This is a genomic window from Rhodococcus erythropolis NBRC 15567 (assembly GCF_001552595.1).
Taxonomy (GTDB): domain Bacteria; phylum Actinomycetota; class Actinomycetes; order Mycobacteriales; family Mycobacteriaceae; genus Rhodococcus_F; species Rhodococcus_F erythropolis.
Window position 1 is genome coordinate 19,339 of record NZ_BCRM01000025.1, and the last position, 26,590, is coordinate 45,928.

The 26,590-nt window shown below is 63.7% G+C and carries 16 protein-coding genes; 14 read left to right on the plus strand and 2 right to left on the minus strand.

What is annotated here, in order from left to right:
• Positions 1 to 28 precede the first annotated feature (28 nt).
• From glf to RE4_RS24825, 13 genes are all read left to right on the plus strand, one after another.
• Positions 29 to 1,243 carry a UDP-galactopyranose mutase gene (gene glf / locus RE4_RS24765; protein WP_046377735.1) on the plus strand — a complete coding sequence of 405 codons (1,215 nt, stop codon included), beginning with the start codon at positions 29 to 31 and terminating at the stop codon, positions 1,241 to 1,243.
• Positions 1,240 to 3,153: a glycosyltransferase gene (locus RE4_RS24770; protein WP_060939542.1), complete on the plus strand. Its 1,914-nt coding sequence runs from the start codon at positions 1,240 to 1,242 to the stop codon at positions 3,151 to 3,153. Before glf ends, RE4_RS24770 begins: the two co-directional genes overlap by 4 nt.
• A complete protein-coding gene (locus RE4_RS24775; protein ID WP_003943893.1) occupies positions 3,134 to 3,667 on the plus strand; it encodes a phosphatase PAP2 family protein in 534 nt (177 codons plus the stop codon). The genes RE4_RS24770 and RE4_RS24775 overlap by 20 nt, the downstream gene beginning before the upstream one ends.
• Positions 3,664 to 4,569 (plus strand): decaprenyl-phosphate phosphoribosyltransferase, encoded by a 906-nt coding sequence (locus RE4_RS24780; RefSeq protein WP_003943808.1) that lies wholly within the window; start codon positions 3,664 to 3,666, stop codon positions 4,567 to 4,569. The genes RE4_RS24775 and RE4_RS24780 overlap by 4 nt, the downstream gene beginning before the upstream one ends.
• The gene (locus RE4_RS24785; protein ID WP_060939543.1) at positions 4,547 to 6,466 is read left to right on the plus strand and encodes an arabinofuranosyltransferase AftB family protein; all 1,920 of its coding nucleotides are present in this window, start codon (positions 4,547 to 4,549) and stop codon (positions 6,464 to 6,466) included. Before RE4_RS24780 ends, RE4_RS24785 begins: the two co-directional genes overlap by 23 nt.
• A 331-nt stretch (positions 6,467 to 6,797) precedes the next feature.
• Positions 6,798 to 7,808: an alpha/beta hydrolase gene (locus RE4_RS24790; protein WP_020905770.1), complete on the plus strand. Its 1,011-nt coding sequence runs from the start codon at positions 6,798 to 6,800 to the stop codon at positions 7,806 to 7,808.
• 253 nt (positions 7,809 to 8,061) lie between these two features.
• Positions 8,062 to 9,945 carry an alpha/beta hydrolase-fold protein gene (locus RE4_RS24795; protein ID WP_020905771.1) on the plus strand — a complete coding sequence of 628 codons (1,884 nt, stop codon included), beginning with the start codon at positions 8,062 to 8,064 and terminating at the stop codon, positions 9,943 to 9,945.
• Between the two features lie 106 nt (positions 9,946 to 10,051).
• Positions 10,052 to 10,603: a DUF732 domain-containing protein gene (locus tag RE4_RS24800; protein ID WP_021332817.1), complete on the plus strand. Its 552-nt coding sequence runs from the start codon at positions 10,052 to 10,054 to the stop codon at positions 10,601 to 10,603.
• A 9-nt stretch (positions 10,604 to 10,612) separates the two neighbouring features.
• Positions 10,613 to 11,566, plus strand: coding sequence for a cutinase family protein (locus RE4_RS24805; protein WP_019746409.1), 954 nt, complete (start codon positions 10,613 to 10,615; stop codon positions 11,564 to 11,566).
• 206 nt (positions 11,567 to 11,772) lie between these two features.
• Entirely contained in the window at positions 11,773 to 12,768 is a 996-nt protein-coding gene (locus tag RE4_RS24810; protein WP_019746410.1) for an LLM class F420-dependent oxidoreductase, read from the plus strand.
• A gap of 182 nt (positions 12,769 to 12,950) precedes the next feature.
• Positions 12,951 to 14,840, plus strand: a complete 1,890-nt coding sequence (gene fadD32 / locus RE4_RS24815; protein WP_003943899.1) for a long-chain-fatty-acid--AMP ligase FadD32 — start codon at positions 12,951 to 12,953, stop codon at positions 14,838 to 14,840.
• A gap of 37 nt (positions 14,841 to 14,877) precedes the next feature.
• Complete coding sequence (gene pks13 / locus RE4_RS24820; RefSeq protein WP_060939544.1) at positions 14,878 to 19,809, plus strand: polyketide synthase Pks13; 4,932 nt, start codon at positions 14,878 to 14,880, stop codon at positions 19,807 to 19,809.
• Positions 19,806 to 21,347: an acyl-CoA carboxylase subunit beta gene (locus RE4_RS24825; protein WP_019746413.1), complete on the plus strand. Its 1,542-nt coding sequence runs from the start codon at positions 19,806 to 19,808 to the stop codon at positions 21,345 to 21,347. The genes pks13 and RE4_RS24825 overlap by 4 nt, the downstream gene beginning before the upstream one ends.
• On the opposite strand, the gene RE4_RS24830 is transcribed toward RE4_RS24825, so the two are convergent.
• Complete coding sequence (locus tag RE4_RS24830; protein ID WP_020968113.1) at positions 21,344 to 22,255, minus strand: LysR family transcriptional regulator; 912 nt, start codon at positions 22,253 to 22,255, stop codon at positions 21,344 to 21,346. The two genes, RE4_RS24825 and RE4_RS24830, sit on opposite strands and share 4 nt — an antisense overlap.
• A gap of 73 nt (positions 22,256 to 22,328) precedes the next feature.
• On the opposite strand from RE4_RS24830, the gene RE4_RS24835 reads away from it, so the two are divergent.
• The gene (locus tag RE4_RS24835) at positions 22,329 to 23,279 is read left to right on the plus strand and encodes a DMT family transporter (RefSeq protein WP_019746415.1); all 951 of its coding nucleotides are present in this window, start codon (positions 22,329 to 22,331) and stop codon (positions 23,277 to 23,279) included.
• Here RE4_RS24835 and RE4_RS24840 read toward each other — a convergent pair.
• Positions 23,276 to 26,578 carry an arabinosyltransferase domain-containing protein gene (locus RE4_RS24840; RefSeq protein ID WP_060939545.1) on the minus strand — a complete coding sequence of 1,101 codons (3,303 nt, stop codon included), beginning with the start codon at positions 26,576 to 26,578 and terminating at the stop codon, positions 23,276 to 23,278. The two genes, RE4_RS24835 and RE4_RS24840, sit on opposite strands and share 4 nt — an antisense overlap.
• Between the last annotated feature and the right edge of the window lie 12 nt (positions 26,579 to 26,590).

A 26,590-nucleotide genomic window follows, 5' to 3' on the forward strand; every position in this document is an offset into this window, starting at 1 on the left:
CCGAACAGGTCCGATACCCTGGTTCATCGTGACCGCTGCAAATTCAGAGACCGCCCGTGCCCAGTACGACCTGATCGTCGTCGGTTCGGGATTCTTCGGGCTGACCATCGCCGAGCGTGCCGCTACCCAGCTGGGTAAGCGTGTGCTGGTGTTGGACCGCCGTCACCACCTGGGGGGGAACGCATACTCGGAGGCTGAGCCGGAGACCGGCATCGAGGTCCACAAGTACGGTGCCCACCTGTTCCACACCTCCAACAAGAAGGTCTGGGACTACGTCACCCAGTTCACGGAGTTCACGAACTACCAGCACCGCGTCTTCGCGCTGCACAAGGGACAGGCGTACCAGTTCCCGATGGGCCTCGGCCTCGTGTCGCAGTTCTTCGGTCGGTACTTCACTCCCGAAGAGGCACGGGCCCTCATCGCCGAGCAGTCCAGCGAGATCGATTCGAAGGATGCCTCCAACCTCGAAGAGAAGGCGATCTCCCTGATAGGACGCCCGCTCTACGAAGCATTTGTGCGTGACTACACGGCAAAGCAGTGGCAGACCGACCCCACCGAGCTGCCCGCGGCGAACATCAGCCGCCTGCCGGTCCGCTACAACTTCGACAACCGCTACTTCAACGACACGTACGAGGGCCTGCCCGTCGACGGCTACACAGCGTGGCTCGAGAACATGGCAAAGGATCCGAAGATCGAGGTCCGCCTCGACACCGATTACTTCGACGTCCGCGACGAACTGCGCACCGCGAGCCCCGACGCACCCGTCATCTACACGGGCCCGCTCGACCGCTACTTCGACTACTCCGAAGGTTCGCTCGGATGGCGCACCCTCGATTTCGAGACCGAGGTTTTGCCCACCGGAGACTTCCAGGGCACCCCGGTCATGAACTACAACGACGCCGACGTGCCGTTCACCCGTATCCACGAGTTCCGGCACTTCCACCCCGAGCGCGAGTACCCGACCGACAAGACCGTCATCATGCGTGAGTTCTCGCGTGCCGCGGAGGCGAAGGACGAGCCGTACTACCCGATCAACACGCCCGAGGATCGCGAGAAGCTCTCCGCGTACCGCTCCCGCGCCAAGAAGGAGACGGCGGAGAACAAGGTCCTCTTCGGCGGACGTCTCGGCACCTACCAGTACCTGGACATGCACATGGCGATCGCCAGCGCGCTGACGATGTTCGAGAACACCCTGCGCCCGCATCTCGAAACGGGTGCGGAATTGGCAGGGGAGAGCGAATGAACGCACGTCATCTACTCGAAGGCGAAGAAGTCGTCACCGGCGACGAGGTGACCTACCTCGGCAAGTCCCTGCTCTCCCGGATCATCCTTCCCCGCGCCGGCGAACCTCTCGACGTCCGCACGCTGTACTTGGAGGAAGCTTCGACCAACAGTCGTCGGGCTCACTCCACCTCGCGGACGTCCGTCGCGCTCGGCGCCGAGACCGAGGTCTCGTTCGCCACGTACTTCAACGCGTTCCCCGCCAGCTACTGGCGCCGTTGGTCCATCCTGAAATCGGTGGTCCTTCGACTCGAACTGTCCGGACACGGCCGCGTGGATGTCTACCGTTCCAAGGCGGACTCCTCGCGAATTCACGTGGAAGGCAAGGAATTTGCCGACGGTGATGCCGCGGTCGAGTTCGAGGTGGAACTGACGCCGTTCGAGGACGGTGGCTGGATCTGGTTCGACATCACCACCGATACGGCCGTCGTCGTCGAGAGCGGTGGCTGGTACGCGCCCGTCGAGGCGCCCGGCGAAGCGACTGTTGCCGTTGGTATTCCGACGTTCAATCGCCCGACCGACGCTGTCAAGGCGCTGGCTGCATTGTCCTCGGATCCTCTGGTGTCCGACGTGATCAAGGCCGTCATCATGCCGGACCAGGGCACCCGCAAGGTGCGTGACGAGCCCGGGTTCGCCGAAGCTGCTGCAGCACTTGGTGATCGGCTCGCCATTCACGATCAGGGCAACCTCGGCGGCTCCGGCGGATACAGCCGAATCATGTACGAGGCACTCAAGACCACGCAGTGCCAGCACATCCTGTTCATGGACGACGACATCGAGATCGAACCCGACTCGATCCTTCGCGCGCTTGCTTTCTCGCGCTTCGCGAAGTCGCCGATGCTGGTGGGTGGGCAGATGCTCAACCTGCAGGAACGCAGCCACCTTCATGTGATGGGTGAAGTGGTCAACCGCGGGATCTTCATGTGGTCTGCGGCGCCGAACGTCGAATACGACCACGACTTCTCCAAGAATTCGCTGCGAGATTCGAAACTGCTGCACCGTCGCATCGACGTCGACTTCAACGGCTGGTGGATGTGCATGATCCCGCGCCAGGTCGCGGAAGAGCTCAAGCAGCCGCTGCCACTGTTCATCAAGTGGGACGACTGCGAATACGGTTTGCGCGCAAAGGAAGCCGGATACCCGACCGTCACGCTGCCCGGTGCCGCGATCTGGCACATGGCGTGGAGCGACAAGGACGACGCCATCGACTGGCAGGCGTACTTCCACCTCCGTAACCGTCTGGTGGTGGCCGCGCTCCATATGCCGGGCAACGGCCGCGGCCTTGTCGTCAACACGGTGAAGGCGACTCTCAAGCACCTGCTGTGCCTCGAGTACTCCACCGTTGCGATCCAGAACAAGGCCATCGCGGACTTCCTTGCCGGACCGGAACACGTCGCGAACATGCTGCCCACCGCACTCGGTGAGGTCCATGCCCAGCGCAAGGAGTACCCCGACGCCGTCGTGGTGCCCTCGGCAACCGCACTACCGCTGCCCTCCGGCGCCGAGGTCGGGGACGTCAGCGCGCCGACCAACCCCGTCGCCAAGATCGTCCGCGTCGGCAAGGCCGTGCTACACAACCTCAAGCCTGCGCACCCTGAGCATCACGAGCGTCCTCAGCTCAACGTGCCGACCATCGACGCCAGGTGGTACCTGCTCTCGCAGGTCGACGGCGTCACCGTCACCACCGCCGACGGCCGCGGCGTCGTCTACCGCAAGCGCAACCCCAAGCAGGCACTCGAACTGCTCAAGGAAGCCATGCGTTTGCGCCGCGAACTCGCCGCGCGTTTCCCTGAACTCAAGAAGCAGTACCAGGACGCCGTTCCTTCACTGACCAGCACGGAAAGGTGGGAACGTGTCTTCGGCATCTCCTGAAGTACAGATTCTGGCCGGAATTCAATCGACCGTCGGGCAGCTGCCGGGAGCCGTCAAGGTCGCCCGCGGTATGTCTCACTTCGGTGAGCACTCCCTCGGGTGGATCGCGATCGCTGCCGTCGGAGCTGCTGTGGACAAGCCGCGTCGACGTGAATGGGCCGGAGCAGCCGTCGGAGCATTCGGTGCACACGCCGCCTCCGTGGTGATCAAACGAGTCGTCAGGCGCAAGCGACCTTCCGACCCTTCGGTGCAGGTCAACGTCTCGACACCGAGCAAGCTCAGCTTCCCGTCGTCACACGCGACGTCGACGACGGCGGCGGCTGTGCTGATCGGTCGACTCACCGGGCTACCCTTACCGGCGTTGCTGGTGCCCCCGATGATGCTCTCGCGTCTGGTCCTGGGAGTTCACTACCCGACCGACGTACTCGCCGGAGCGGCACTGGGAGCCGCATCCGCGGCGGTAGTTCGCCGGGTCGAAGAAGCCAGAGCCGAACAGAAATGTGGAGATAAATGAGCGAGGAACCGGCTACGGTCAGCGGACCCCCGAAGTCCCTGCCCGCCGGCATCGTCAAGGCGCTTCGCCCACGTCAGTGGGTCAAGAACGTCCTTGTGCTGGCGGCGCCCATCGCGGCCGGAACCGCCACCGAAGCCGACGTGCTCCTGCCCGTCGCGCTGGCGTTCGTCGTGTTCTGCATGGCGGCATCGGGCATCTACCTCGTCAACGACGCGATGGATGTCGAAGCCGACCGTGCTCACCCCACGAAGCGATTCCGTCCCATCGCGGCCGGAGTTCTACCCGTCAACATCGCGTACGGCATGGCAGTCGTGCTGCTTGCCGGTGCGATCGGGCTGTCCTTCCTGGCCAACTGGCAACTCGCCGTGGTCATGGGCGTGTACATCGTCATCCAGCTCGCCTACTGCTTCGGTCTCAAGCATCAGGCCGTCATCGACATCTGCATCGTCTCGTCCGGCTTCCTGCTTCGAGCGATCGCCGGTGGCGTTGCCGCCGAGATCGATCTCTCGCAGTGGTTCCTGCTGATGATGGCGTTCGGTTCACTCTTCATGGCGGCAGGCAAGCGCTACGCCGAACTGCAGTTGGCCGAGAAGACCGGCGCGAAGATCCGTAAGTCCCTCGAGAGCTACACGATGACGTACCTGCGTTTCGTGTGGACGATGGCAGCGACGACGCTGGTCCTCTGCTACGGACTGTGGGCGTTCCAACAGGACGCCATCAAGGGCACTAACTGGTATGCCATCTCGATGGTGCCTTTCACCATCGCGGTGCTGCGATACGCGGTGGACGTCGACGGCGGCGAAGCCGGAGAGCCTGAGGAGATCGCGCTCGGTGACCGGGTGCTGCAACTCCTCGCGATTGCGTGGATCGGAGTAGTGGGTGTCGCTGTCTACCTCGTCTGAGCCACGCACCGAGGCCGACCCGCACGTCGACACTGCGGCGAATCGCACCACCCTCAGTCGAGGAGTTTTTCTCGGCGGGGTGGTGCTTGCTGCTGCCCTCATGTTCTGGGGTGCGTGGGAGCGTCGCTGGATCGCCGACGACGGACTCATCGTCTTGCGAACCGTCCGCAACCTGCTCGCGGGGAACGGCCCGGTCTTCAACGCGGGTGAGCGTGTCGAGGCGAACACGAGTACCGCGTGGACGTACATCGTCTACGCGTTCAGTTGGCTCACGCAGATCCGTCTCGAATACGTTGTTCTGACGATCGCGCTCGTACTCTCGACTGCTGCCGTCGTGTTGGCGATGCTCGGCACCGGTCGTCTGTACCGCGGCGTTCGGCCGTCGGCGGGCGGAACGATCCTGCTGGTACCGGCGGGTGTTCTCGTCTACATCGCGGTTCCGCCTGCGCGAGATTTCGCCACTTCCGGGCTCGAGACATGCTTGGTGATCTTCTGGATCGCGCTCCTGTGGCTACTGCTCGTTCGGTGGGCGCAGGCGTCGACGCCGTCCACGGCGTCGATCCTGACTCTCTCGTTCGTGGCCGGACTCGGACCACTGGTTCGACCCGAGATGGCGATTCCCGGTGCTGCCGCGTTGATGATGATCGTTCTCTCCGCAGGCCTGACCTGGAAGATTCGCACACTGATCGTCGTCGTCGCCGGACTTGTCCCGGTGGCCTATCAGATCTGGCGAATGGGCTACTACGCCTTGCCGTACCCGAACACCGCGGTGTCGAAGGACGCCGGTGGCGCGAAGTGGGCGCAGGGTTTTGCGTACCTGTGGAACCTGGTCGGGCCGTACCTGCTCTGGTTACCGTTGCTGTTCCTGCTCATCGGTGCGCTGCTGCTCGTGTGGCGAAGCCGAGCGGACACACCTACCGCTACCGCAGATCAACCCGCACGCCCGCTGTGGCAGCGCTTTCAGCAGTTTCTGCGCACGCCGCGGGCGATTGTCACCTTCATTCTCGGCAGTGGGTTGATCCTCGGGGTCTACTCTCTGCGCGTCGGCGGCGACTTCATGCACGGCCGCGTCCTGTTGCCGGTGCTGTTCTGCCTGCTCATCCCGGTGGCGGTCATTCCGTTGCGGGTGCCGGCGCGGGCAGCGTTCGGAAGTAATCGCGACACCGCGATCTTCGGAGTCTCGGCGGTGCTGTGGATCGGCACGATCATCTGGGCCTTCTTCGCCGCGAACACGACGGGTATGCCCGAAGGATCCGTGGTGGGTCGCTCGGGAATCGTCGACGAGCGAGCGTTCTACGCACTCAACACCGGTCACAAGCATCCGATCCTGGCCGAGGACTACCTCGACTATCCGCGAATGCGTGCCATGGTCGAGACCATCGCGCGGACTCCGGAGGGTGGGCTGCTGCTGCCGTCCGCGAGCTACGACTCCTGGTTCGTCGTCCCACCACCCGGACCGATCGAGGAGCCGGCCGAGCACGTCGTCTTCTTCCTCAACCTCGGAATGACGAGCATGAACGTCGGCCTCGACGTTCGGGTGCTCGATCAGATGGGGCTGGCGTACCCCCTGGCAGCTCACACCGAGCGACTCGAGGACGGCCGGATCGGGCACGACAAGAATCTCTATCCGGACTGGGTGGTCGCGGACACGGGAATGATCGACGTTCGACCGTGGCTGCCGTTCTTCCTCGACGAAGACTGGGTTGCGGACGCGAAGCTGGCGATCACGTGCCCGAAAACGCAGGAGCTGCTCACGTCGTATCGCTCCGAGCTGACCTGGGCCAGATTCAAACAGAACTTCCAGCAGGCTTTCGACTTCGCGAAGTACCGATTCGACCGGGTTCCGGCCTACGAATTGGAACGCTGCGGGCTCGTTCCGCCGGAGCCACCCAAGTGATGTGATCAGCATCACCGACCGTTGAAGGTTTGAATATTTCGATTCAGTAACACCGAATCGATTGGCCACGATGTACTCGAAGACGATTCACCTAACCTGAATCACTCCCTAGGGGTGATGACGGCGTCGCCCGCGGACTGAGACGTAACGGTCTGTCTATTTGTCACAGCTGAACCTGTGACATAAAGTCCAGCGAGCGCAGTGTGACTTGGAAGAGGTCCGCTGCCGACCCGAACTTGTTCGGGCTGGCAGAAAAGCCTGTTCCCCGACGGAATCCGCCGGAGCCACTCCACCGAGTGAGTGCCGCAGACGAAGAGAGAGAGCAGTATCCATGCGTTTTGCCAGAAAGAGGCTGACCCAGCGCCTCAAGCACCGAGCGTTGGCCATCGGTGCCGCAGCACTTGTGCTACCCCTTGCTGCAGGAGTTGCCGGTAGTGCTGTCGCCTCTGCTGCGCCCGCGCACACTGCTCCCAGCCACACCGCCCCCTCCGGCGGATACGACGAGCTGTGGGTGCCCTCCTCGATGGGCAACATCAAGGTCCAGGTCCAGTGGGCCGCACGCGGCGGAAACGCTGCCCTCTACCTCCTCGACGGCCTGCGTGCGCGCAACGACGCCAATGCGTGGAGCTTCGAGACCAACGCGATGGACCAGTACCGCAACGACAACATCACCCTCGTGATGCCCGTCGGCGGCGAGTCCAGCTTCTACAGCGACTGGTATGCACCGTCGAACTTCAACGGTCAGCAGATCACGTACAAGTGGGAAACGTTCCTCACGCAGGAACTCCCCAACTTCCTCGCGAACTACGGCGTCTCGCCGAACAACAACGCGGTTCTCGGTCTCTCGATGGGTGGCAGCGCTGCTCTGACGCTGGCTGCTTACCACCGCGACCAGTTCAAGTTCGCCGGCTCGCTGTCGGGCTACCTGAACATCTCGGCTCCCGGCATGCGCGAGGCAATCCGCGTCGCAATGCTCGATGCCGGTCGCTTCAACGTCGACTCCATGTGGGGACCGCCGTGGAGCCCGTCCTGGCTGCGCAACGACCCGTTCGTCTTCGCACCGCGTCTGCAGGGCCTGTCGATGTACATCTCGTCGGCAAGCGGCCTGCCCGGTGAATACGACCACCCGCGCGCACCGATCGATTACTACAACACGGCTAACGGCATGGGCCTCGAAGCACTCGCCCTGGTCAACACCCGTGCATTCCAGATCCGCATGAACTCGCTGGGTATCCCGGCCACCTACAGCTTCCCGTCCAACGGCACGCACTCGTGGCCGTACTGGTCGGCAGAGCTGTGGAAGGCTCGCGGCCAGATCCTCGACACCATGAACGCTTGGTGATCGTGCGCCATCCCGTGACCTAGTCACTTCACCAGTGCCGTTCCGGACTCCCTCCAAGGGAAACCGGGACGGCACTTGTGTATTCAGGCGCTGCACGATCGCCTGAGGTCAGTAACAATTGCACCACCAGTAACAGCGCGGCTACCCCAAGCGGGGATCGTTTGCGTGTAGAAATAGTTTCAACGGGGGTCTGGCTGCTCAGGCGGCTACACGATCGACGCGCGGACCGAACGTAAGGAAAGAGAGTGAGCTCATGCGAGTAGGCCTTGCCACGGAGGACCGTCGCCGGTCCCGGGCAACCTTCCGGACAAAGGTCGTCGGCGCACTGGCAGCGATGCTGGTACTGCCGATCGCCGCGGGCTTGACGACGGCCGGAACCGCGGCAGCCGCGCCGGCACCTGCTCAGGCCGCACCGGCCGTGACCCAGAACCCCACCGGCGCAGCGGTCACGAAGGTCGACTGGCTCAGTGAGCGTCGCGTCGCGCTGTGGGTGAACTCTCCCGCGATGGGCACCCCGATTCAGGTGCAGATCCTCTTGGCTCGCGATTGGAACGTCAATCCGTCGGCCAGCTTCCCCTCGGTCTGGATGCTCGACGGTCTTCGCGCGACCGACAACGAGAACGCCTGGACCTACGAAACCGACGCAGAGTCCTTCTACGCGGACAAGAACGTCAACGTCATTCTTCCCGTCGGCGGTCAATCCAGCTTCTACTCCGACTGGCTCGAGCCCGACAACGGCAAGAACTACCAGTGGGAGACGTTCCTGACCAAGGAACTGCCCCCGATCCTCGAAAAGGACTGGCGGACCACGCAGACGCGCGGAGTCGTCGGACTGTCGATGGGCGGAACGTCCGCGATGTTCCTCACGGCGCGCAACCCTGGCTTCTTCAAGTTCGCGGCTTCGCTGTCCGGCATCCTCACCACCACCTCGCTCGGCATGCCTCAGGCAATCCAGTTCGCGATGACCGACGCCGGTGGATACAACTCCGCCGCGATGTGGGGACCGCCGTCCAACGCACAGTGGGCTGCACACGATCCGTATGCGCTCGCCGAGAAGCTCAAGGGCGTCAGCCTGTACGTCTCGAGTGGTAGCGGTACGACCGGCCCGTACGACCAGCCGTCGGGAATTCCCGGCGTCAGCACCAACTACGCAGGTATGGGCCTCGAGATCCTCGCTCGCCTGACCTCGCAGACCTTCGCGACCAAGCTCAACCAGCTCGGCATCCCCGCGCAGGTCAATTACCGCCCGTCCGGAACCCACTCGTGGCCGTACTGGCAGTTCGAGCTTCATCAGCTGTGGCCGCAGTTGGCCAACGCCATCGGCGTCGAGGTGGAGAAGCCGGCTTGCGGCACTTCGGGTGAGATCGGTGCGACGGCTGCAGCCAACGGTTGGATCGGCGACTGCATCACCCCCGAGTACAGCGTCGCGGGTGGCCTGGCACAGGACTTCCGCAACGGTCGCATCTACTTCACCAGTGGAACGGGCGCCCAGCCTGTCGCCGGTCGTATCGCCGGCGCGTACATGAACACCGGAGCAGCGGCCGGCCCGCTCGGCTTCCCGCGTACCCCGGAACTCGGTACCCCCGACGGACGCGGACGCTTCAACCACTTCCAGAACGGCTCCATCTACTGGACCCCGCAGACCGGCGCTCACCCCGTCAGCGGCGACATCCTCGCCGAGTGGTCCGCACAGGGATGGGAAGGTGGCCCGCTCGGCTACCCGACTGCCGACGAGATCGCGACCCCCGGCAAGCCGGGCAAGGTTCAGGGATTCGAGATCGGCGCGATGTACAGCAGCGCCAACGGAACTCACGCGGTTCTCGGAATGATCATGGGCAAGTACGGCGAACTCGGTTGGGAAAACGGCTGGCTCGGATTCCCGAAGTCGAACGAGGTTCCCATCAAGGACAACGGGCGCTTCACCGAGTTCGAGGGCGGCAACATCTACTGGAGCCCCGGCACCGGTGCATGGTCCGTCGAGAACGGCCCGCTCTTCGACGGCTGGAAGAGCGTCGGATACGAGGGCGGCCGCCTCGGATTCCCGATCAGTGACAAATTCGACATTCCCGGTGGTGTCCAGCAGAACTTCCAGTTCGGCTACATCACGGTGATCGGTGACAAGACGGAAGTTCACTAACTCACAGTGGTGCACGACGGGCGGGCCCGATCACGGATCGGTGCCCGCCCGCGTGCGTTGCGTAACCTGTTGATGGACTTTCGACTGAAGGCAAGGACGGACATTGATGTCGCTTTTCTCGGGTAACCGAAACACTTGTGCACGCGCGATCGCGGTCGGCGCCTTGGCGCTCGCCGCGGGTGGCGCGCTGGTCGCGTGCGGTAGTGACGACTCCACTGCAACCTCCAATCCGGTCACCACGACGTCCGCTGCGGCTTCGTCCTCGAGCGGTTCGGCGTCTTCGTCCGCCTCTGCGACCACGACGGCGTCGGCTGCACCCACCAGTCCAGGAGCAGCAGCCACTGCGCCGCCGGAGCAGCCGCAGAGCATCGAAGGCTTCCCGGGCCCCACAGTCGTCGAGGTCAGTCCAGAGGCACAGAAGTTCCTCGACGGACTGAAGGCGAAGGGCATCACCCCAGCCGGTGACGGAAGCATCGCCGTCAACACGGCCAATTACATCTGCGCTGCCGGTCCTCAGACCGACGACGAGGTCCTGACCTTCGTGACTGCCTTCGTCGGCCAGGAAGCGTCGGCGGAAGGCAAGCAGATCACTCCCGAGCAGGCAGGTGCGAACGCTCAGATCTATATCGACGTCGCCAACACCACCTACTGCAAGTAGGCGCGGGTCATGGCGAGGTCTGGAAAGCGTCGTGGGTGCCTGATCCCGCTGCTGATCATTCTTGTGGTCGCAGCGGTCGTGATCGGCGGTTGGTACATCCTGGCCGGGCGGGTGCCTTCGCCGACTCCGATCCCGCCGAGTCCGGAGCCACCGGTCTCTCAGCCGGCCAGTTGCCCCGATGTCCAGGTAGTAGCCATACCGGGTACGTGGGAGTCGAGTGCTACCGACGACCCGTACAACCCGACGGCCAATCCGGCGTCGTTGATGCTGAACGTGACCCGTCCTCTTCAGGAGAAGTTCGATAGTTCGAGGGCCGACGTCTACACCGTTCCTTACGTCGCACAGTTTTCGAATCCGGTTGCGATCCCGCCGGACGGACAGCAGTCCTACAACAACAGCCGGGCTGCGGGAACTGCTGCCACTAACGACTTTCTGATGAAGCGGCACGCCGAGTGCCCGCTCACGAGCTACGTCCTGACCGGATTTTCCCAGGGCGCGGTGATCGCGGGTGACGTCGCCGCGAGTATCGGCGACGGTACCGGCGCGGTGCCTGCCGATCTGGTTCTGGGCGTCGGCTTGATTGCCGACGGTCGGCGCGATCCGGCGTTCGGGAACACGGTTGGCCCGAGCGTTGCCGGTGTCGGCGCCGAGCTGTCGCTGAACGGGCTGAAGCTTCCCGGTCTCACGATGACCGGCCCGAGGCCAGGCGGATTCGGTGACCTCAACGACCGGACTTATCAGATCTGCGCGCCGAGCGACGGTATCTGCGACGCTCCGGCCGCCGCTCTCAATCCGACCAACTGGTTGAGTTCGGCGCCGCGGCTTCTCGAGTACTACAACAACCCTGTGCACGCGATGTACAACTCCTTCCAAGTCGATCCGAACGGCACGACGGCCACCCAATGGATGGCACAGTGGGCTGCGGAGAAGATCGACGCCGCACCGACACCGCCCCACAGTTGAGTCACCGCCGCACTGTTGATTCGTCACAATCGGGCGTCTCGGGAGTTCGCTCGCGGGTAATCTGCTCGTTTGGTCCCGGTAGAGTGCTGCACGGTCCGGGGGCGTCCTCTACAGTGCTGTCACGTAAGTGACTGGCGAGTAGGTTCGATTTGTCCGGTTTCGAAGTCCGAGTACGACGTACGTGTCCATCACAGGAGAATCGCTATATGAGTTCCACCCACGGCAGCGATGCCCTACGCAAATTCCGGTTTGCGGCCGGTGGCGAGGGCAACGCCGAAGAGGGTGGTGCGCGACGTTTCGTCAAGCTTGCGCAGAAGGCCGAGGAACTCGGCTACGACTCGTTCATGATTCCGGACCACCTGGGTAATCAGGTCGGACCGATCGCCGCTCTGGGAGCGCTCGCAGTGGCCACGGACAAGATCCGTCTGGGCACTGCCGTGTTGGCCAACGGCTTCCGCCATCCTGCTGTGCTCGCGAAGGACGCGGCGACTATCGACGTGCTGTCCGGTGGTCGACTCGAACTCGGTATCGGCGCAGGCTGGATGAAGGAAGAGTTCGACAAGGGCGGCATCGCATACGAAAGCCCCGGCGTTCGCATCGAGAAACTCGAGGAGTCTCTGCAGATTCTCGACACACTGCTGCGTGGGCAGGAATGCACTTTCGAAGGCAAGCACTATCAGGTGCGTGGCCTCAAGGGCAGCCCGCGACCGCGGCAGGGCCCGCGGCCGCCGATCATCGTCGGAGGCGGTGGACCGAAGATGCTCGCTCTCGCCGCGAAGTACGCGGACATCATCTCGGTCGCCACACCGACCAACCGTGACGGGCGGCTTCTGCTCTCCGGAATCACGATGGAAAAGACCATCGAACGTGTCGAGCGGATCCGCGAAGCTGCCGGCGAGCGTTTCGATGAGATCGAACTCAACTGGACCATCACCATGATCATGATCACCGACGATCGAGAGCAGGCTGCCGAGATGGCAATCGCCGCTCTGGACCAAGGTTTTCCGCCGAACATCGAAGTGGATCGTAAGCTGAGCGTGGAGGAGTTGCTGAACTCTCCATACCTGGCTGTGGGCACTTTCGAGGAAATCGCAGACCAGATTCGACTGGTCCGTGAGAAGACGTCGATGTCGTACGTCGGGGTCTTCCCGACGCAGATGGAAGCGTTCGCCCCGATCATCCCGTTACTGGCGGGCGAGTAGGCCGGAGAATACGGACGATGCGAATCTGTAACATATCGATGGTTTGGGATCGATGAAGTGATTCAGGTGAGTTGCGCACAAAGTGCGATTCGATTGATCGAAGATGGACCCGAGAGAGCGAAGGAAGTCTGGGGCGCAGGCATGAAAGACAGTGCTTGTGTGATCGCTTCGGAGGAGATGGAATGAACGCGCTGTTCGATGGCTTTCTCGACGAGAAGGGCCAGATCCGCCTGCAACCAGGCTTCACGCTGGTCGACTACGTCGAGCAACACTCGCGTGTCAACGCGGACGAGCTCGCGTATCGGTACATCGATTACTCACGCGAGCGTGACGGTGAAGCCCTGGAGCTGACCTGGGAGCAGTTCGGTGTGCGTCTGCGCGCTGTTGCAGCCCGTTTGCAGCAGGTCACCAAGCGTGGCGACCGTGTCGCGATTCTTGCGCCGCAGGGGCTCGACTACGTCATTTCGTTCTTCGCCGCCATTCAGGCAGGTTCCATCGCGGTGCCGCTCTTCGATCCGGACGAGCCTGGTCATACCGACCGTCTTCACGCTGTTCTCGGTGACTGCAAGCCGACTGCGATTCTGACTGCCGCTTCGTCGGCTGCCGGTGTTCGTCAGTTGTTCCGCTCGCTTCCCGCTGCCGAGCGTCCGCGCATCATCGCCGTCGACGCGATTCCCGACACTGTCGGTGAAACGTGGGTTCGTCCCGACATCGAACTCGACGACATCGCGTACCTGCAGTACACCTCCGGTTCGACCCGAGTTCCCGCCGGCGTGGAGATCACCCACCGCGCTGTCGGAACGAACGCGCTGCAGATGGTCGACTCCATCGAACTCAACGAGGACTCACGCGGCGTCACGTGGCTGCCGCTGTTCCACGACATGGGCCTGCTGACGGTCATCCTGCCTGCTCTGGGCGGCAAGTACATCACCATCATGAGCCCGCGCGCTTTCGTGCAGCGGCCGTACCGGTGGATCAAGGAACTGGCTGCGGTTTCCGACGGCGCAGGCACCTTTGCCGCCGCTCCCAACTTCGCTTTCGAGCACGCTGCCGCGCGCGGCCTGCCGAAGGACGGCGAGACCCTGGACCTGAGCAACGTCATCGGCCTGATCAACGGCAGTGAGCCGGTCACGACGTCGTCGATGCGCAAGTTCAACGACGCTTTTGCTCAGTACGGTCTGCCCAAGACTGCGATCAAGCCGTCGTACGGCATGGCCGAAGCGACGCTCTTCGTCTCCTCGACCAAGCATTCCGACGAGGCCAAAGTCATCTACGTCGACCGCACGGAACTCAACAAGGGCCGCATGGTCATCGTCGACCAGTACTCCGAGAACGCCATCGCACAGGTCTCCTGTGGGTACGTCTCGCGCAGTCAGTGGGCGGCGATCGTCGATCCCGAAACTCTGACCGAGGTCCCCGACAATCACGTCGGCGAGATCTGGTTGCACGGCGAGAACATCGGCATCGGCTACTGGGGTCGCCCCGACGAGACGGCGGAGACCTTCCACAACAAGCTGGACAATCGGTTGAGCGAAGACAGCCACACCGAGGGCACGCCGGCGGATGCCAACTGGATGCGTACCGGCGACTTCGGCGTCTACGTCGACGGCGAGCTGTACATCACCGGTCGCGTCAAGGACCTCGTGATCGTCGACGGTCGCAATCATTACCCGCAGGACCTCGAGGCTTCGGCTCAGGAAGCCAGCCCCGCCCTGCGCCCCGGCTTCATCGCTGCGTTTGCCGTGCCGGCCAACCAGTTGCCTTCTGTCGTGTTCTCCAACACGCACTCCGGTCTGAAGTTCGACGACGACGATTCCTCGGAGCAGTTGGTCATCGTGGCCGAGCGTGCTCCCGGCGCAGGCAAGGCCGATCCGCAGCCGATCGCGGACACCGTGCGTGCGGCGATTTCTTCCCGTCACGGTGTTACGGCCCGAGACATCCTGCTCGTCCCCGCGGGTTCGATTCCGCGTACGTCCAGCGGCAAGATCGCTCGCCGCGCGTGTAAGGCGAGTTATATCGAGGGAACGTTGCGAGGCGGCTATCAGCAGACCGCATTCCCCGATAGCGTTTGAGGAGCAGTCCCTTCATGATCGGTGGCTTGGTGAGTTGATGGTTGAACAAGATGGTGTGCAGAGCAAAGACGTTGTGAGCGAGATGAGTGTCGCGCAGCTGCGTGAGTGGCTTCGCAATTGGATCGCGAATGCGACCGGTCAGCCGGCTGGGTCGATCACGGACGATCGCCCGATGGAAGAGTTCGGGCTCGCCTCGCGGGACGCAGTCGCTCTGAGCGGAGACATCGAGGATCTGCTCGGCGTCACGCTGAACGCCACGGTTGCCTATCAACACCCCACCATCGCTTCGCTGGCTACTCGGATCATCGAAGGTGAGCCCGAGGCGCCGGAGGAGACCGTCGACGCGTCGTACTACGTCTCAGGCGCCACGACGGACGCCCACGACATCGCCATCGTCGGACTGTCCACACGATTCCCCGGTGCCGGGCACACGCCTTCGGACATGTGGGAAATGCTGGCGGCCGGACGCGACGGCATCAGCGACCTCCCCGAGGACCGCTGGGCCGAGTTCATGTCGGATCCCGCCATCAAGGCCGCGGTCGAGAACGCCAACACCAAGGGCGGGTACCTCGACGACGTCAAGGGCTTCGACGCCGAGTTCTTCGCGATGTCTCCGCTCGAGGTCGTCAACGTCGATCCGCAGCAGCGCCTCGCCCTGGAACTCGCGTGGGAAGCGCTCGAGCACGCGCGCATTCCGGCCAGCGGGCTCAAGGGCAAGCAGGTCGGTGTTTTCATCGGCAGTTCCGCCAACGACTACCAGCTGCTCGCGGTCAGTGATCCGACGACGGCGCACCCGTACGCACTGACCGGAACGTCGACGGCCATCGTCGCGAACCGGGTTTCGTACTTCTTCGACTTCCGTGGACCGTCCATCGCTCTGGACACCGCGTGCTCGTCTTCGCTGGTTGCCGTTCACGAGGCTGTGCGTTCGCTGCGCAGTGGTGATTCCAACATCGCGCTGGCCGGTGGCGTCAACATGCTGCTGGCCCCTCCCGGAACCCTCGGTTTCGATCAGACCGGGATGCTCGCTCCCGACGGAAAACTGCGTGCATTTTCCGCACACGCTCAGGGCATCGTTCGCAGTGAGGGTGGCGGACTCGTCGTGCTCAAGCGTCTCGAAGACGCCGAGCGTGACGGCGATTCCATCCTCGCGGTGATCGCCGGATCCGCGGTCAACCAGGACGGCCGTTCCAACGGTCTGCTCGCGCCCAACCCTGACGCCCAGGCCGACGTGTTGCGTTTCGCGTACCGCGACGCCGGAATCTTGCCGACCACAGTCGACTACATCGAGGCGCACGGAACGGGTACCGATCTCGGTGATCCCATCGAGGCCGACGCGCTCAGCCGTGTCGTCGGTCGTGGCCGTGACGACGACAAGCCGGCTCTGCTCGGTAGTGCGAAGACCAACTTCGGGCACCTGGAAGCAGCTGCGGGCGCCGCCGGCCTGATCAAGGTCGTTCTGGCGATGCAGGAAAACAAGATTCCCGCGACGATCAACTACCTGGGCCCGAACCCGCACATCGACTTCGAGAAGTCGCACCTGCAGGTGACGCCCGAGGCCACCGACTGGCCGCGTTACACCGGCAAGGCCGTCGCCGGTGTTTCCGGTTTCGGTTTCGGCGGAACCAACGCGCACGTCGTGGTCAAGGAATACGTGGCAGTCGATGAACCAGTCGTGGATGCCCCGGTAGCTGACGAACCGGCAGCAGAGGACGAGAGCACCGTTGTGCTGGCTGTGTCCGGTGCGCTGCCTTCGCGTCGTCGCCGCGCAGCTGCAGATCTGGCCGACTGGCTCGAAACCGAAGAGGGAAGCAAGACGCCCCTCGCCGACGTTGCCCGCACACTCGCGCGTCGCAACCACGGACGCTCGCGCGCCGCTGTTCTGGCGAAGACGCGGTCCGAGGCCATCAGCTCGCTGCGCGCCGTCGCCGCAGGCAAGCCGGCTCAAGGAGTCTTCTCGGCCGACTCGCCGTCGCCCAAGGGCGCGGTGTGGGTGTTCTCGGGCTTCGGCTCGCAGCACCGCAAGATGGCCAAGCAGCTCTACACGGAGAACGCGGCTTTCAAGGCAGCCGTCGACGAGGTCGATGCGCTGATCCAGGACGAGGCCGGCTACTCGATGGTCGAGATGTTCCTCGACGATGCGATCGAGTACAACGTCGAGACCGCACAGGTGGGAATCTTCACCATCCAGGTCGGTCTGGCCGCATTGCTGCGTCACCACGGCGCTGAAGCCGAAGCCGTGGTTCCGCACTCGATGGGTGAGGCCGCTGCCGCATACGTGTCCGGTGGTCTGAACTTGGAAGACGCTGTGCGCGTGATCTGTTCACGTTCACGGCTGATGGGTGAGGCCGAGGGCGCACTCGTCGGTGACGACATCCGTCTGATGGCACTGCTCGAGTACAGCGCATCCGAGATCGAGGCGCTGCTGCCCACGTATCCCAAGCTCGAGGTCTGCGTTTACGCAGCTCCGACGCACACGGTGATCGGTGGACCGCAGCCGGACATCGAGGCGATCGTCGCGGCCGCCGAGGCCGACGGCAAGATGGCGCGTGTCCTGCAGACCAAGGGTGCCAGCCATACTTCACAGGTGGATCCGCTGCTCGGCGAGCTTGCCGCGGAGTTGGCCGGTATCGAGCCGACCACGTTGAAGCTCGGCGTCTACTCGTCCGTCGACAAGGACACCTTCTACCGTCCCGGCCACGAGCCGATCCATCAAGAGGCGTACTGGGTCAAGGGTCTTCGCCACAGCGTGTACTTCACCAACGCGGTGCGCGGTGCGGTTGCCCACGGCCACACCACTTTTGTCGAGCTTGCACCCAACCCGGTGACGCTGATGTCGGTGGCGGCTACCGCTTTCGATTCGGGCCTGCACGACATGGAACTCATCCAGACGCTCAAGCGTAAGGAAGACGAGTCCGCGGGTGTGCTTGCCGCTCTCGCGCAGCTGTACGTGCACGGCCATGCCGTGAACCTCGAGTCCTTGCTTCCTGCAGGCGATTTCGCCTCGGTTCCGCGTACTGCATTCCTGCGTAAGCCGTACTGGCTCGACATTCGCGTCAGTGCCGGCGGTTCGGCTCGCGTACCCGGCTCGCACGTCGCTCTGCCCGACGGCCGCCACGTGTGGGAGGTCGACGCATCCGCCGTCACCGATCTGGCTGTGCTCGTGAGCGCTGCTGCCGGACAGGTGCTCTCGGATGTCGCTCTCACCGCTGCCGTTCCGCACGGTGAACTGGCCGGCGCTGCGACCCTGACGACAACCCTCAACCCGCATCCGGGTGGAGCGTCGGTGCAGGTGCACGCACGCGAGGGCGCTACGTTCCGTTTGCTGTTCGATGCCGTCGTCACGTCCGGTGAGCCGCTGCCCGAGCTGGTCATTAGCGCGCCGGTCAAGACCAGTGCGCCGATGGAAACCCTGGCCGAGGTCGTCGAAGACGCCGGAGACAAGTGGGATCCGAACGGTTCGCAGAGCCTCGACGACCGCCTCAAGATCGTTGTGGCCGAGTCGATGGGGTACTCGCCGGAAGATCTTCCGGCCGAGGTTCCGCTCATCGAACTGGGTCTCGATTCGCTCATGGCGATGCGTATCAAGAACCGCGTCGAGTACGAGTTCGACATTCCGCAGCTCCAGCTCCAGGCAGTCAAGGACGCGAGCCTCAACGAGGTCAACAAGTACCTGCGCTACGCGATCGACAATCGCGAAGAGGTTCAGGCGATGGCCGACAAGCAGGCTGCCGAGAAGTTGGCAGCCGATGCGGCTGACGAGGACGCTGCTCCCGCTGAGGAGTCGGTGGAACTGCCGGCGACTGCTCCGGTTGCTGCTGCGCCTTCCGATCCTTCTCGAGCCGGAACTGCCGACGATGCCGGCTCCGATGTTCCGCCGCGAGATGCGGCCGAGCGCTTGACGTTTGCGACGTGGGCCGTCGTCACCGGGAAGTCCGCCAAGGGTATTTTCAACGATCTGCCGATCGTCGGTGACGAGGTCGCCGAGAAGCTTGCTGCTCGGCTTTCCGAGCGTGCGGGCGGCGAGATCACTCTCGACGACGTTCTCGATTCCACCACCATCGAAGAGCTCGCGGACGTCGTGCGCCAGTACCTCGAGGACGACGGCAAGATCGACGGACTCGTACGCACTCTGCGTGCTCGTCCCGAAGGCTCCACTGCCGTACCGGTATTCGTCTTCCATGCTGCCGGTGGTTCGACGGTGACGTACGAGCCTTTGCTCAAGCGCCTGCCCGCCGGCACGCCGATGTACGGGTTCGAGCGGGTCGAGGGCTCGATCGAAACCCGTGCTGCTGCTTACGTTCCGCTGCTGCGTGAGATCCAGGGCGACGGACCGTACGTACTGTGTGGCTGGTCGTTCGGCGGCGTGATGTCGTATGCGGTCGCGAAGTTGCTGCGTGAGCAGGGCGCTGACGTGCGTGTGGTCGGACTGCTCGACACCGTCATGGCCGGCGAGGTAGTGCCGGACACCGAGGCGGAACGACGCAAGCGTTGGGAGCGCTACGGCAAGTTCGCCAAGCGCACCTACAACCTGGATGTTCCGCTGCCGCTTGACGTTCTGGCCTCCACCGAAGCAGACGAGGATCAGATCCAGATCTTGATGGACATGATCAAGATGAGCGGCGCCAAGATTCCCGGCGGCATCATCGAGCATCAGCGGACGTCGTGGTTGGACAACCGCGCCATCCAGACGGCCGAGTTCAGCAGCTACGACGGCGACGTCGTGCTCTACATGGCCGACAAGTACCACGACGAGTTGATGACGCTCGAGCCTGCATTCAAGACCCGCAAGGCAGATGGTGGTTGGGGTGACTACGTGAAGAACCTCGAGGTCGTCTACATCGGCGGGGACCACCTGCAGATCGTCGACGAGCCGTACATCGCGAAGGTTGCGGCAGACCTCACCACCAAGCTGGCCCAGATCGAGACAGCTCAGACCAAAGCAGCGGAAACCGGAGTTCAGAAGTGACGACAACCACCGCGGAGAAGCTCGCTGAACTCCGCGAAAAGTTGGAGAAGGCAAAGGAACCCGGCTCGGCTCGGGCCATTGCGAAGCGCGATGCAGCAGGGCACAGTACGCCGCGCCAGCGCATCGACATGTTGCTCGATCCCGGTAGCTTCGTCGAGGTCGGCGCCCTGGTGAAGATGGCGGGCGAGGACAACCCGTACAGCGACGGCGTCATGACCGGTCACGGAACTGTCGACGGGCGTCCGGTTGCGGTGTTCGCGCACGATCAGACTGTGTTCGGCGGTGCCGCCGGAGAGATGTTCGGCCGTAAGGTCGCAGCCGTCAACGATTTTGCACTGAAGGTGGGCTGCCCGGTCGTCGGTATCAACGATTCCGGTGGAGCTCGAATCCAGGATGCCGTTTCCTCATTGGCCTGGTACGCCAACATGGGTTCACGTCAGGAGCCCTTGTCCGGCGTCTGCCCGCAGATCTCGGTCATCCTCGGTAAGTGCGCCGGCGGTGCCGTGTACGCACCGATCAACACCGACGTCGTGGTCGCGACCGAAGAGTCGTACATGTTCGTCACCGGACCCGACGTCATCAAGTCGGTCACCGGCGAAGAGGTCAGCCTGGAGGATCTGGGCGGGGCGCGCAAGCAGGCGGAGTACGGAAACATCCATCACGTCGCTCCCGACGAGAAGGCTGCATTCGACTGGGTGCGTGAGTACCTGAGCTTCATGCCGTCCTCGTGCACGGAGAAGGCGCCGTTGATCAACCCGGGTCTCGAACCCGAGATCACCGAGTCGGATCTCGAACTCAACGCCTTCATGCCGGATGCCGACAATGCCGGCTACGACATGCACGACATCATTCTGCGGATCTTCGACGACGGAACCTTCCATGAAATCGGAGCCCAGGTCGCGCACAACGTGATCACCGGGTTCTCCCGCGTCGACGGCCTGCCCGTCGGTGTCGTGGCCAACCAGCCCACGTACCTCAGTGGCGCCCTCGATGCGGACAGCTCCGACAAGGCTGCCCATTTTGTGCGCCTGTGCGACGCTTTCAGCATCCCGCTCGTTTTTGTCGTCGACACACCAGGCTTTCTTCCCGGCGTCGATCAGGAAAAGGTCGGTGTCATCAAGCGTGGCGGGCGTTTCCTGTTCGCGTACATCGAAGCCACTGTCCCGAAGGTGACTGTGGTGGTTCGTAAGGCGTACGGCGGCGGTTATGCCGTCATGGGTTGCAAGCAGCTCGGTGCCGACATCAACCTCGCGTGGCCGACCGCTCGTATCGCCGTGATGGGCGCCGAGGGTGCCGTCAACATCATGGGACGTCGTCAGCTCGCCGAGGCGGGCGAGAACGCACCCGCGGTGCGTGCTCAGTTGATCAACTTCTACAACGAGTTCGTCGCGACGCCGTACATCGCGGCTGAGCGCGGATACATCGACGCGGTGATCGAGCCTTCGCAGACGCGTCTCGAAATCCGCAAGGCTCTGAAGTTGCTCAAGGACAAGACGATTTTCAAGAACCCGCGCAAGCACAACTTGATGCCGCTCTAATTCTTCTTGTCACCGAGGGCGTCGAACTGGCGGCGTAGCGCTTCTATCGCCGCCAGGACGGCAGGTCTTTCGCTGTCGGTCCGCCAGGCGAGGTAGATGTCGCGGCCCAGCGGCGGAAGGGTGTCGAGCATTCGAACACCTTCCGGTGGTACAACTCTCGCCAGGCGCGGGATCAAAGCGACGGCGAGGCCCTGAGCGACGAATTCGACCTGGGTGGGAAACTCGGCGACCTCGTACTCGATTCGTGGGTCGAACCCCTGCGCGCGCAGGGTCCTGACGGTGAAGGTGTGAAAGTCCGTTCCCCGGGTCCACGTCGCCCAGGCATGCTCGGACAGCTCGCTGAGCGCGACGACCTTGTTCTCCGCCAGCGGATGTGACGCGGGGAGAGCGAGCAGCGCCACGTCGTCGTACACGGGCGTGAAGGAGACTCCGTCGGGAAGTTCGACGGGCAGAGTGCTCCAACTGTCGACCACCACGACGTCGAGGTCGCGGCGAATCAGTGCGGGGAGGAGTTCTTCGGATTCGCCTTCGTTGAAGGTGATTTCGAGCTGGGGGTGCGCGTGCCTGATCTCGGCGATGGCTCGCGGCAGCACTGTCCTGCTGGGGGAGACCAGGGCCCCGATGCGTACGCGGCCCGTCACCTCGCTCTGCAGCGACGCGATTTCCGCCTCGGCCTGGGCGAGCGTCGAGAGAACCTCTGCGGTTCGGCGCGCGAGGATCCGGCCCGCTTCGGTGAGTCGTACACCGCGGCCCTGCGGTTCGAGGAGCGGAACACCGACCTCGCGCTCGAGCTTGTTCAACTGCTGCGAAATTCCGGAGGGTGTGACATGCAAGGTGCGGGCGGCAGCCGCTACTGATCCGTTCTCGGCGACAGCGTGCAGGGCGCGGAGTCTTTCGAGATTCAACACAGTAGTAATGCTACCGAATATACGGTCTGAACATTTGCTTGTGCTGAATAGTTAGCGGCAGGAACATTGTCGGGTGACCACTCTGACCTCCGTGACTGCGCAGACACCGACACCCACCAGAACTCCTCGGGGGCGTATCGACCCTCGATTGCTGGTCGTCGGAGGCGCAGCCGCGATCTCGATCAGTTCGCTCCTCATCAAGCTGGCTGATGTCGGGCCCTCGACCGCCGTTTTCTTCCGTTGCTTCCTGGCCTTGCCGCCGCTGTTGTGGTTGGCGTGGCGAGAGTACCGCCGGGTGGGCAAACCGAGCCGGCGGGCAGTCGTTCTGCAGGTGCTCGGCGGTCTGTTGCTCGGACTGGATTTTGCGTTGTGGTCGCAGTCGATTCTGATGATCGGCGCGGGTATGGCAAGCGTCGTCGTGAACGTGCAGGTGATTGTGGTGCCCGCACTGTCCTGGTTGGTATTCGGCAATCGGGTTCCGATGCGCTTCGTCTTCGCCCTACCGTTCATGTTCACGGGAATCGCCTTGGCGGGCGGCGTGTTCGGGAGCGGGGGAACCGGCGACGACTTGCTGTGGGGAACGGCGCTCTCGCTCGTCTCCGGAATCGCGTACGGCGGTTACATCTTCGTGGTCGGTCGTACGGGCGAGGCGGATCGGGCCGCGAGCCAGGTGTTGATCTCGACGACGTCCGCGGGCATCGCCGGCTCCGTCATCGGATCACTGTGGGGCCGGATCGATTTCGTCCCGGGTTGGGAAGCGTTCGGCTGGCTCGCGGCACTGGCGCTGGTCGGCCAGGTGTTCGGCTGGATGCTGATGGGGCACTCGCTCCCTCGGCTGCCCGCCGAGGTGGGCGCGACGCTCCTGCTCATGCAACCGGTCCTCGCCGTACTGCTGGCGGTTGTGCTGCTCGGCGAACGGCCAGGCGTTGGGCAACTACTCGGGTGCGTCGTCGTTGTCGGAGCGGTCTCGGCCGTCTCCGTACGTCGCACCCGAGCAGTCACCCGAGTAGGTAGCGCAGGCTAGTGCACTCGCATCTCGCCGGGCATCCACATGCCCGAGCGGGTTGCGGTGCCCGTCTCCACCTCTGCCGGAACAGCATTCGGGAAGTACCGGTCGTAGCGCTCGAGTGATCCCCAGTCCCGTGCCCAGTCGTCCTTCAGGTACGTCGGAACCGTCGTAGCACCGGCGAGGACCTCGGTGAATCCGAGCGGTCCACCGTTGTCCGCGGACTGCCAGGTATCGGTGGAGCTGACGGCCAGAGGACGGTCCGGGAGGATGCGGAAGTTCGGCATCTCGGCCACACCGTTCTGATGTGTGAACGGACGTTGGCACGGGAACTGAAGGCCGACAGCCCAGTCCAGGAGGACCGGCTGCTCGCTGCCGATGTACGAGTCCAGGGACTCGAGCTTGGGCACGCGCGGCGGCGTGAACGCCATCCACTGATCGCCCGTGAGGTTGGGATCGAACGCGACCACCCGAACGGCATCGGCATCTGGCGCGAGTTCGTCGATCGGGATACGGACGTTGCGCCACGACGGCGCCGGGCCGATGTCTCGCGGCATGTACGAACCCTGAACCTGCACGGTTCCGTCGGGCTGAGTCTTGCCGTACTCGACCAGAAGCGACTGGCCGTACGTGATCGCACCGGTGTTGTCGACGGACCACACGCGGCCCGCTACGGACATGACCACCAGCGGTGATTCTTCACTGCGAGTGGGCAATCCGTACCAACTCGAGATGAGGGAAGCAGGTTCCTGCACGCCGGGCTGGTAGCTACCCATGACCGGCGTCTTCGACGGATCGAGGCCGAAGGGGAGCTTGGCCGTGCTGCCGTTGACGCCGAGGTTACCGGTGCCGCCGCTGGTTCCGGCGCCGGAACCGGTGGCGAAGGTGGGGCCGACACTCTGGCTGTCGGTATTACCCATGCCCTGCTTGACTTCGATGTAATCCGCAGTCAGATCGCTGGGAACCCCATTGGGGGAGAAGCCCTTCGAATCAACTCCGGACAACGGATCCTCCGCGTTGAATCCGGGAGCGGGCAGAGGCCGCAGATTCCCGGAATTGACGTCGGTCTCGACCAGAACATCCTCGGCCATGCCGCAGGTCTTGCCCGCGAGTGCCTCGATGTTGCTTCGGCCCAGCGAGTACGCCGGGTACTGCGACACCGCCCCCTTGAGTAGTGAGAGCACCTCGAACAGGACCATCAGACCGGCGATCACGGTGAGCGGAGCAGCCGCGAACTTGCGAATTCGTCTGCCCTTGGCCGTGTTCGGCTTCTCGGGCGGGGCTGCAAATCCCTCACGCAGGTACTGCCAGGCGGCAAAGGCCAAGGCGAGAGCAAAGAGCGCGAGGAACAGTGTGTTGGATTCACGGCCGTCGTAGGAGATGGTCTTGTCGAACCACGGAACGCCGTAACTCGAGACGTACCAGTAGCCGTTGATGCCGGCGAACGTCAACGCGAGCATCAGGAGCAGCCCGGCCACGAACACCGATCGGTTGCGACGCGAGCGCAGGGCAGACGCGGACACAGCCACGGCGGTCAGCGCGGCGAGAGAACCGGCGATGCCCGCGTACGCACCGAAGTGGTGAGTCCACTTGGTGGGGTTGAACATCATCAGGAACATCGTGCCGAAGACGACGCCGACCAGGCGCCACGACGGACCGGTTGCCGCGCCGGGGACGCGGCCGCGGCGCAACAACACGAAGAGCGTCGTGAAGAGGCACAGGATCATCGTCAAGAACGCGAAGCGTCGGGCAACCGAGCCGTCGACCGTCTGGACGAAGAGGTAGTAGTAGCGCAGGAAGTCCTGGTACCACTCGAGATTGGGCCCGATGATCGTTCGGACGCGCGTGGCTTCCATGACGCCGGCAAAGGTCTGGTCGGCGAAGATGACCACCAGCACGATGGTTCCGGCAGCGGCGATCGGAGCGAGAAGCGGCAGTGTGCCGACCAGTCGGTGACGCTTGACGACGATGCGCACCAACGGGCGCACACCGGCGAGAAGGGCTGCGATACACATCAATCCGGTGGGTGCGGCGGCAAGAGTGAAGGCGCCGATCAAGATTGCCGTGGCCGCGGGCAGCAGGCGTCCGGTGGCGATGGCGCGCTCGATGGAGCACCAGGTGAGCAGTGCGCCGAGAGCCACGATGGGCTCGGGGCGAAGACCGTTGTTGTACGCCAGCCAGAAGGACAGGAATACCAGACCGCCGGTCCACAGGGCGACGTTGCTCCGGCGAACCGCCCGGCCGAGACGCGGGACGACCTCGCGGCTGATCACCATCCAGCAGAGGATTCCGGCGAGCAGAGCGGGCAGACGCATGAACGGGCTCGCCGTCGAGATCTTCGCCATCACGGCCAGGACTTCGTAGTACCAACCGAACGGGGCCTCGGGAACGCCGAACCAACGGAAGTAGTTGGCCATGTATCCCGCGTCCGGCGAGACTCGGGCCATGGTCAGGAGATAACCGTCGTCGGCGGTGTTCGCGCCGATGAAGTGCCAGACGACCAGCGTGCCGACCACAACTCCGTCGATACCGGAGAACTTCCACCAGCGTTCGGGCAGGAAGCGTCGGTGCTTGCGGCCGTCGGTGCCGTCGAGGCGAGCCAGGGCGACCAGCGCGACGATGGTCGAGAGGACGGCCACGATCATCGCGACCAGCTTCAAGACGCTGGGGCTCGACGAGAAACGTGAGTCGATCGTCATCGAGAAGCCGAGACCCTCGGGGGCAGCGCCGTCGGGTAGGTCGCTGAAGACGCCGACCACCTGCGGGCGGAAGTCGCCGTCGAGCTGGCCACGAATCGGGTTGCCGTCGGGATACGTCAGTCCGACGAACTCTGCCGTGGTTCGGTTGATGTCCGAGCTGAACGCGATGGAGCCGCAGCGACTCGACTCGACGTCCTCACGCGCTGCCGAAGCGACGACGACGTTGCGATCGAGCACGTCGACGCTGGTAGCGGACACGCGGACGAACATCGACGAGAGCGCGGCGCCGTCGCCCTGAGCAGGTGCCGTCGACATCAGGATGCCGCCGCCCTCGGGGAGTGAGCTGACCGCGGTGCAGGGGATCGACGCGTTGACGTCGATGGGAACCTGCGCCATCAGCGGTGCCTCGACGTCGCCGATCACGCCGTTCTGTGGCCAGTTGACCGTCGCCGTCGTCTGCACGACAGGAAGCAGCGGAGTTGCCAGTGCGAGTACGAAGCCGAGCAAGCCGGCGATGATCGCAACCCATCGAGTGCGATGGAAACGCTCGCGGGCATCCTGACCAGCAGGAGGCGGCGAACTCGAAGTCTGGGGTGAAGCTGTCACGGCGTCGGGCACGGCTACCGATGG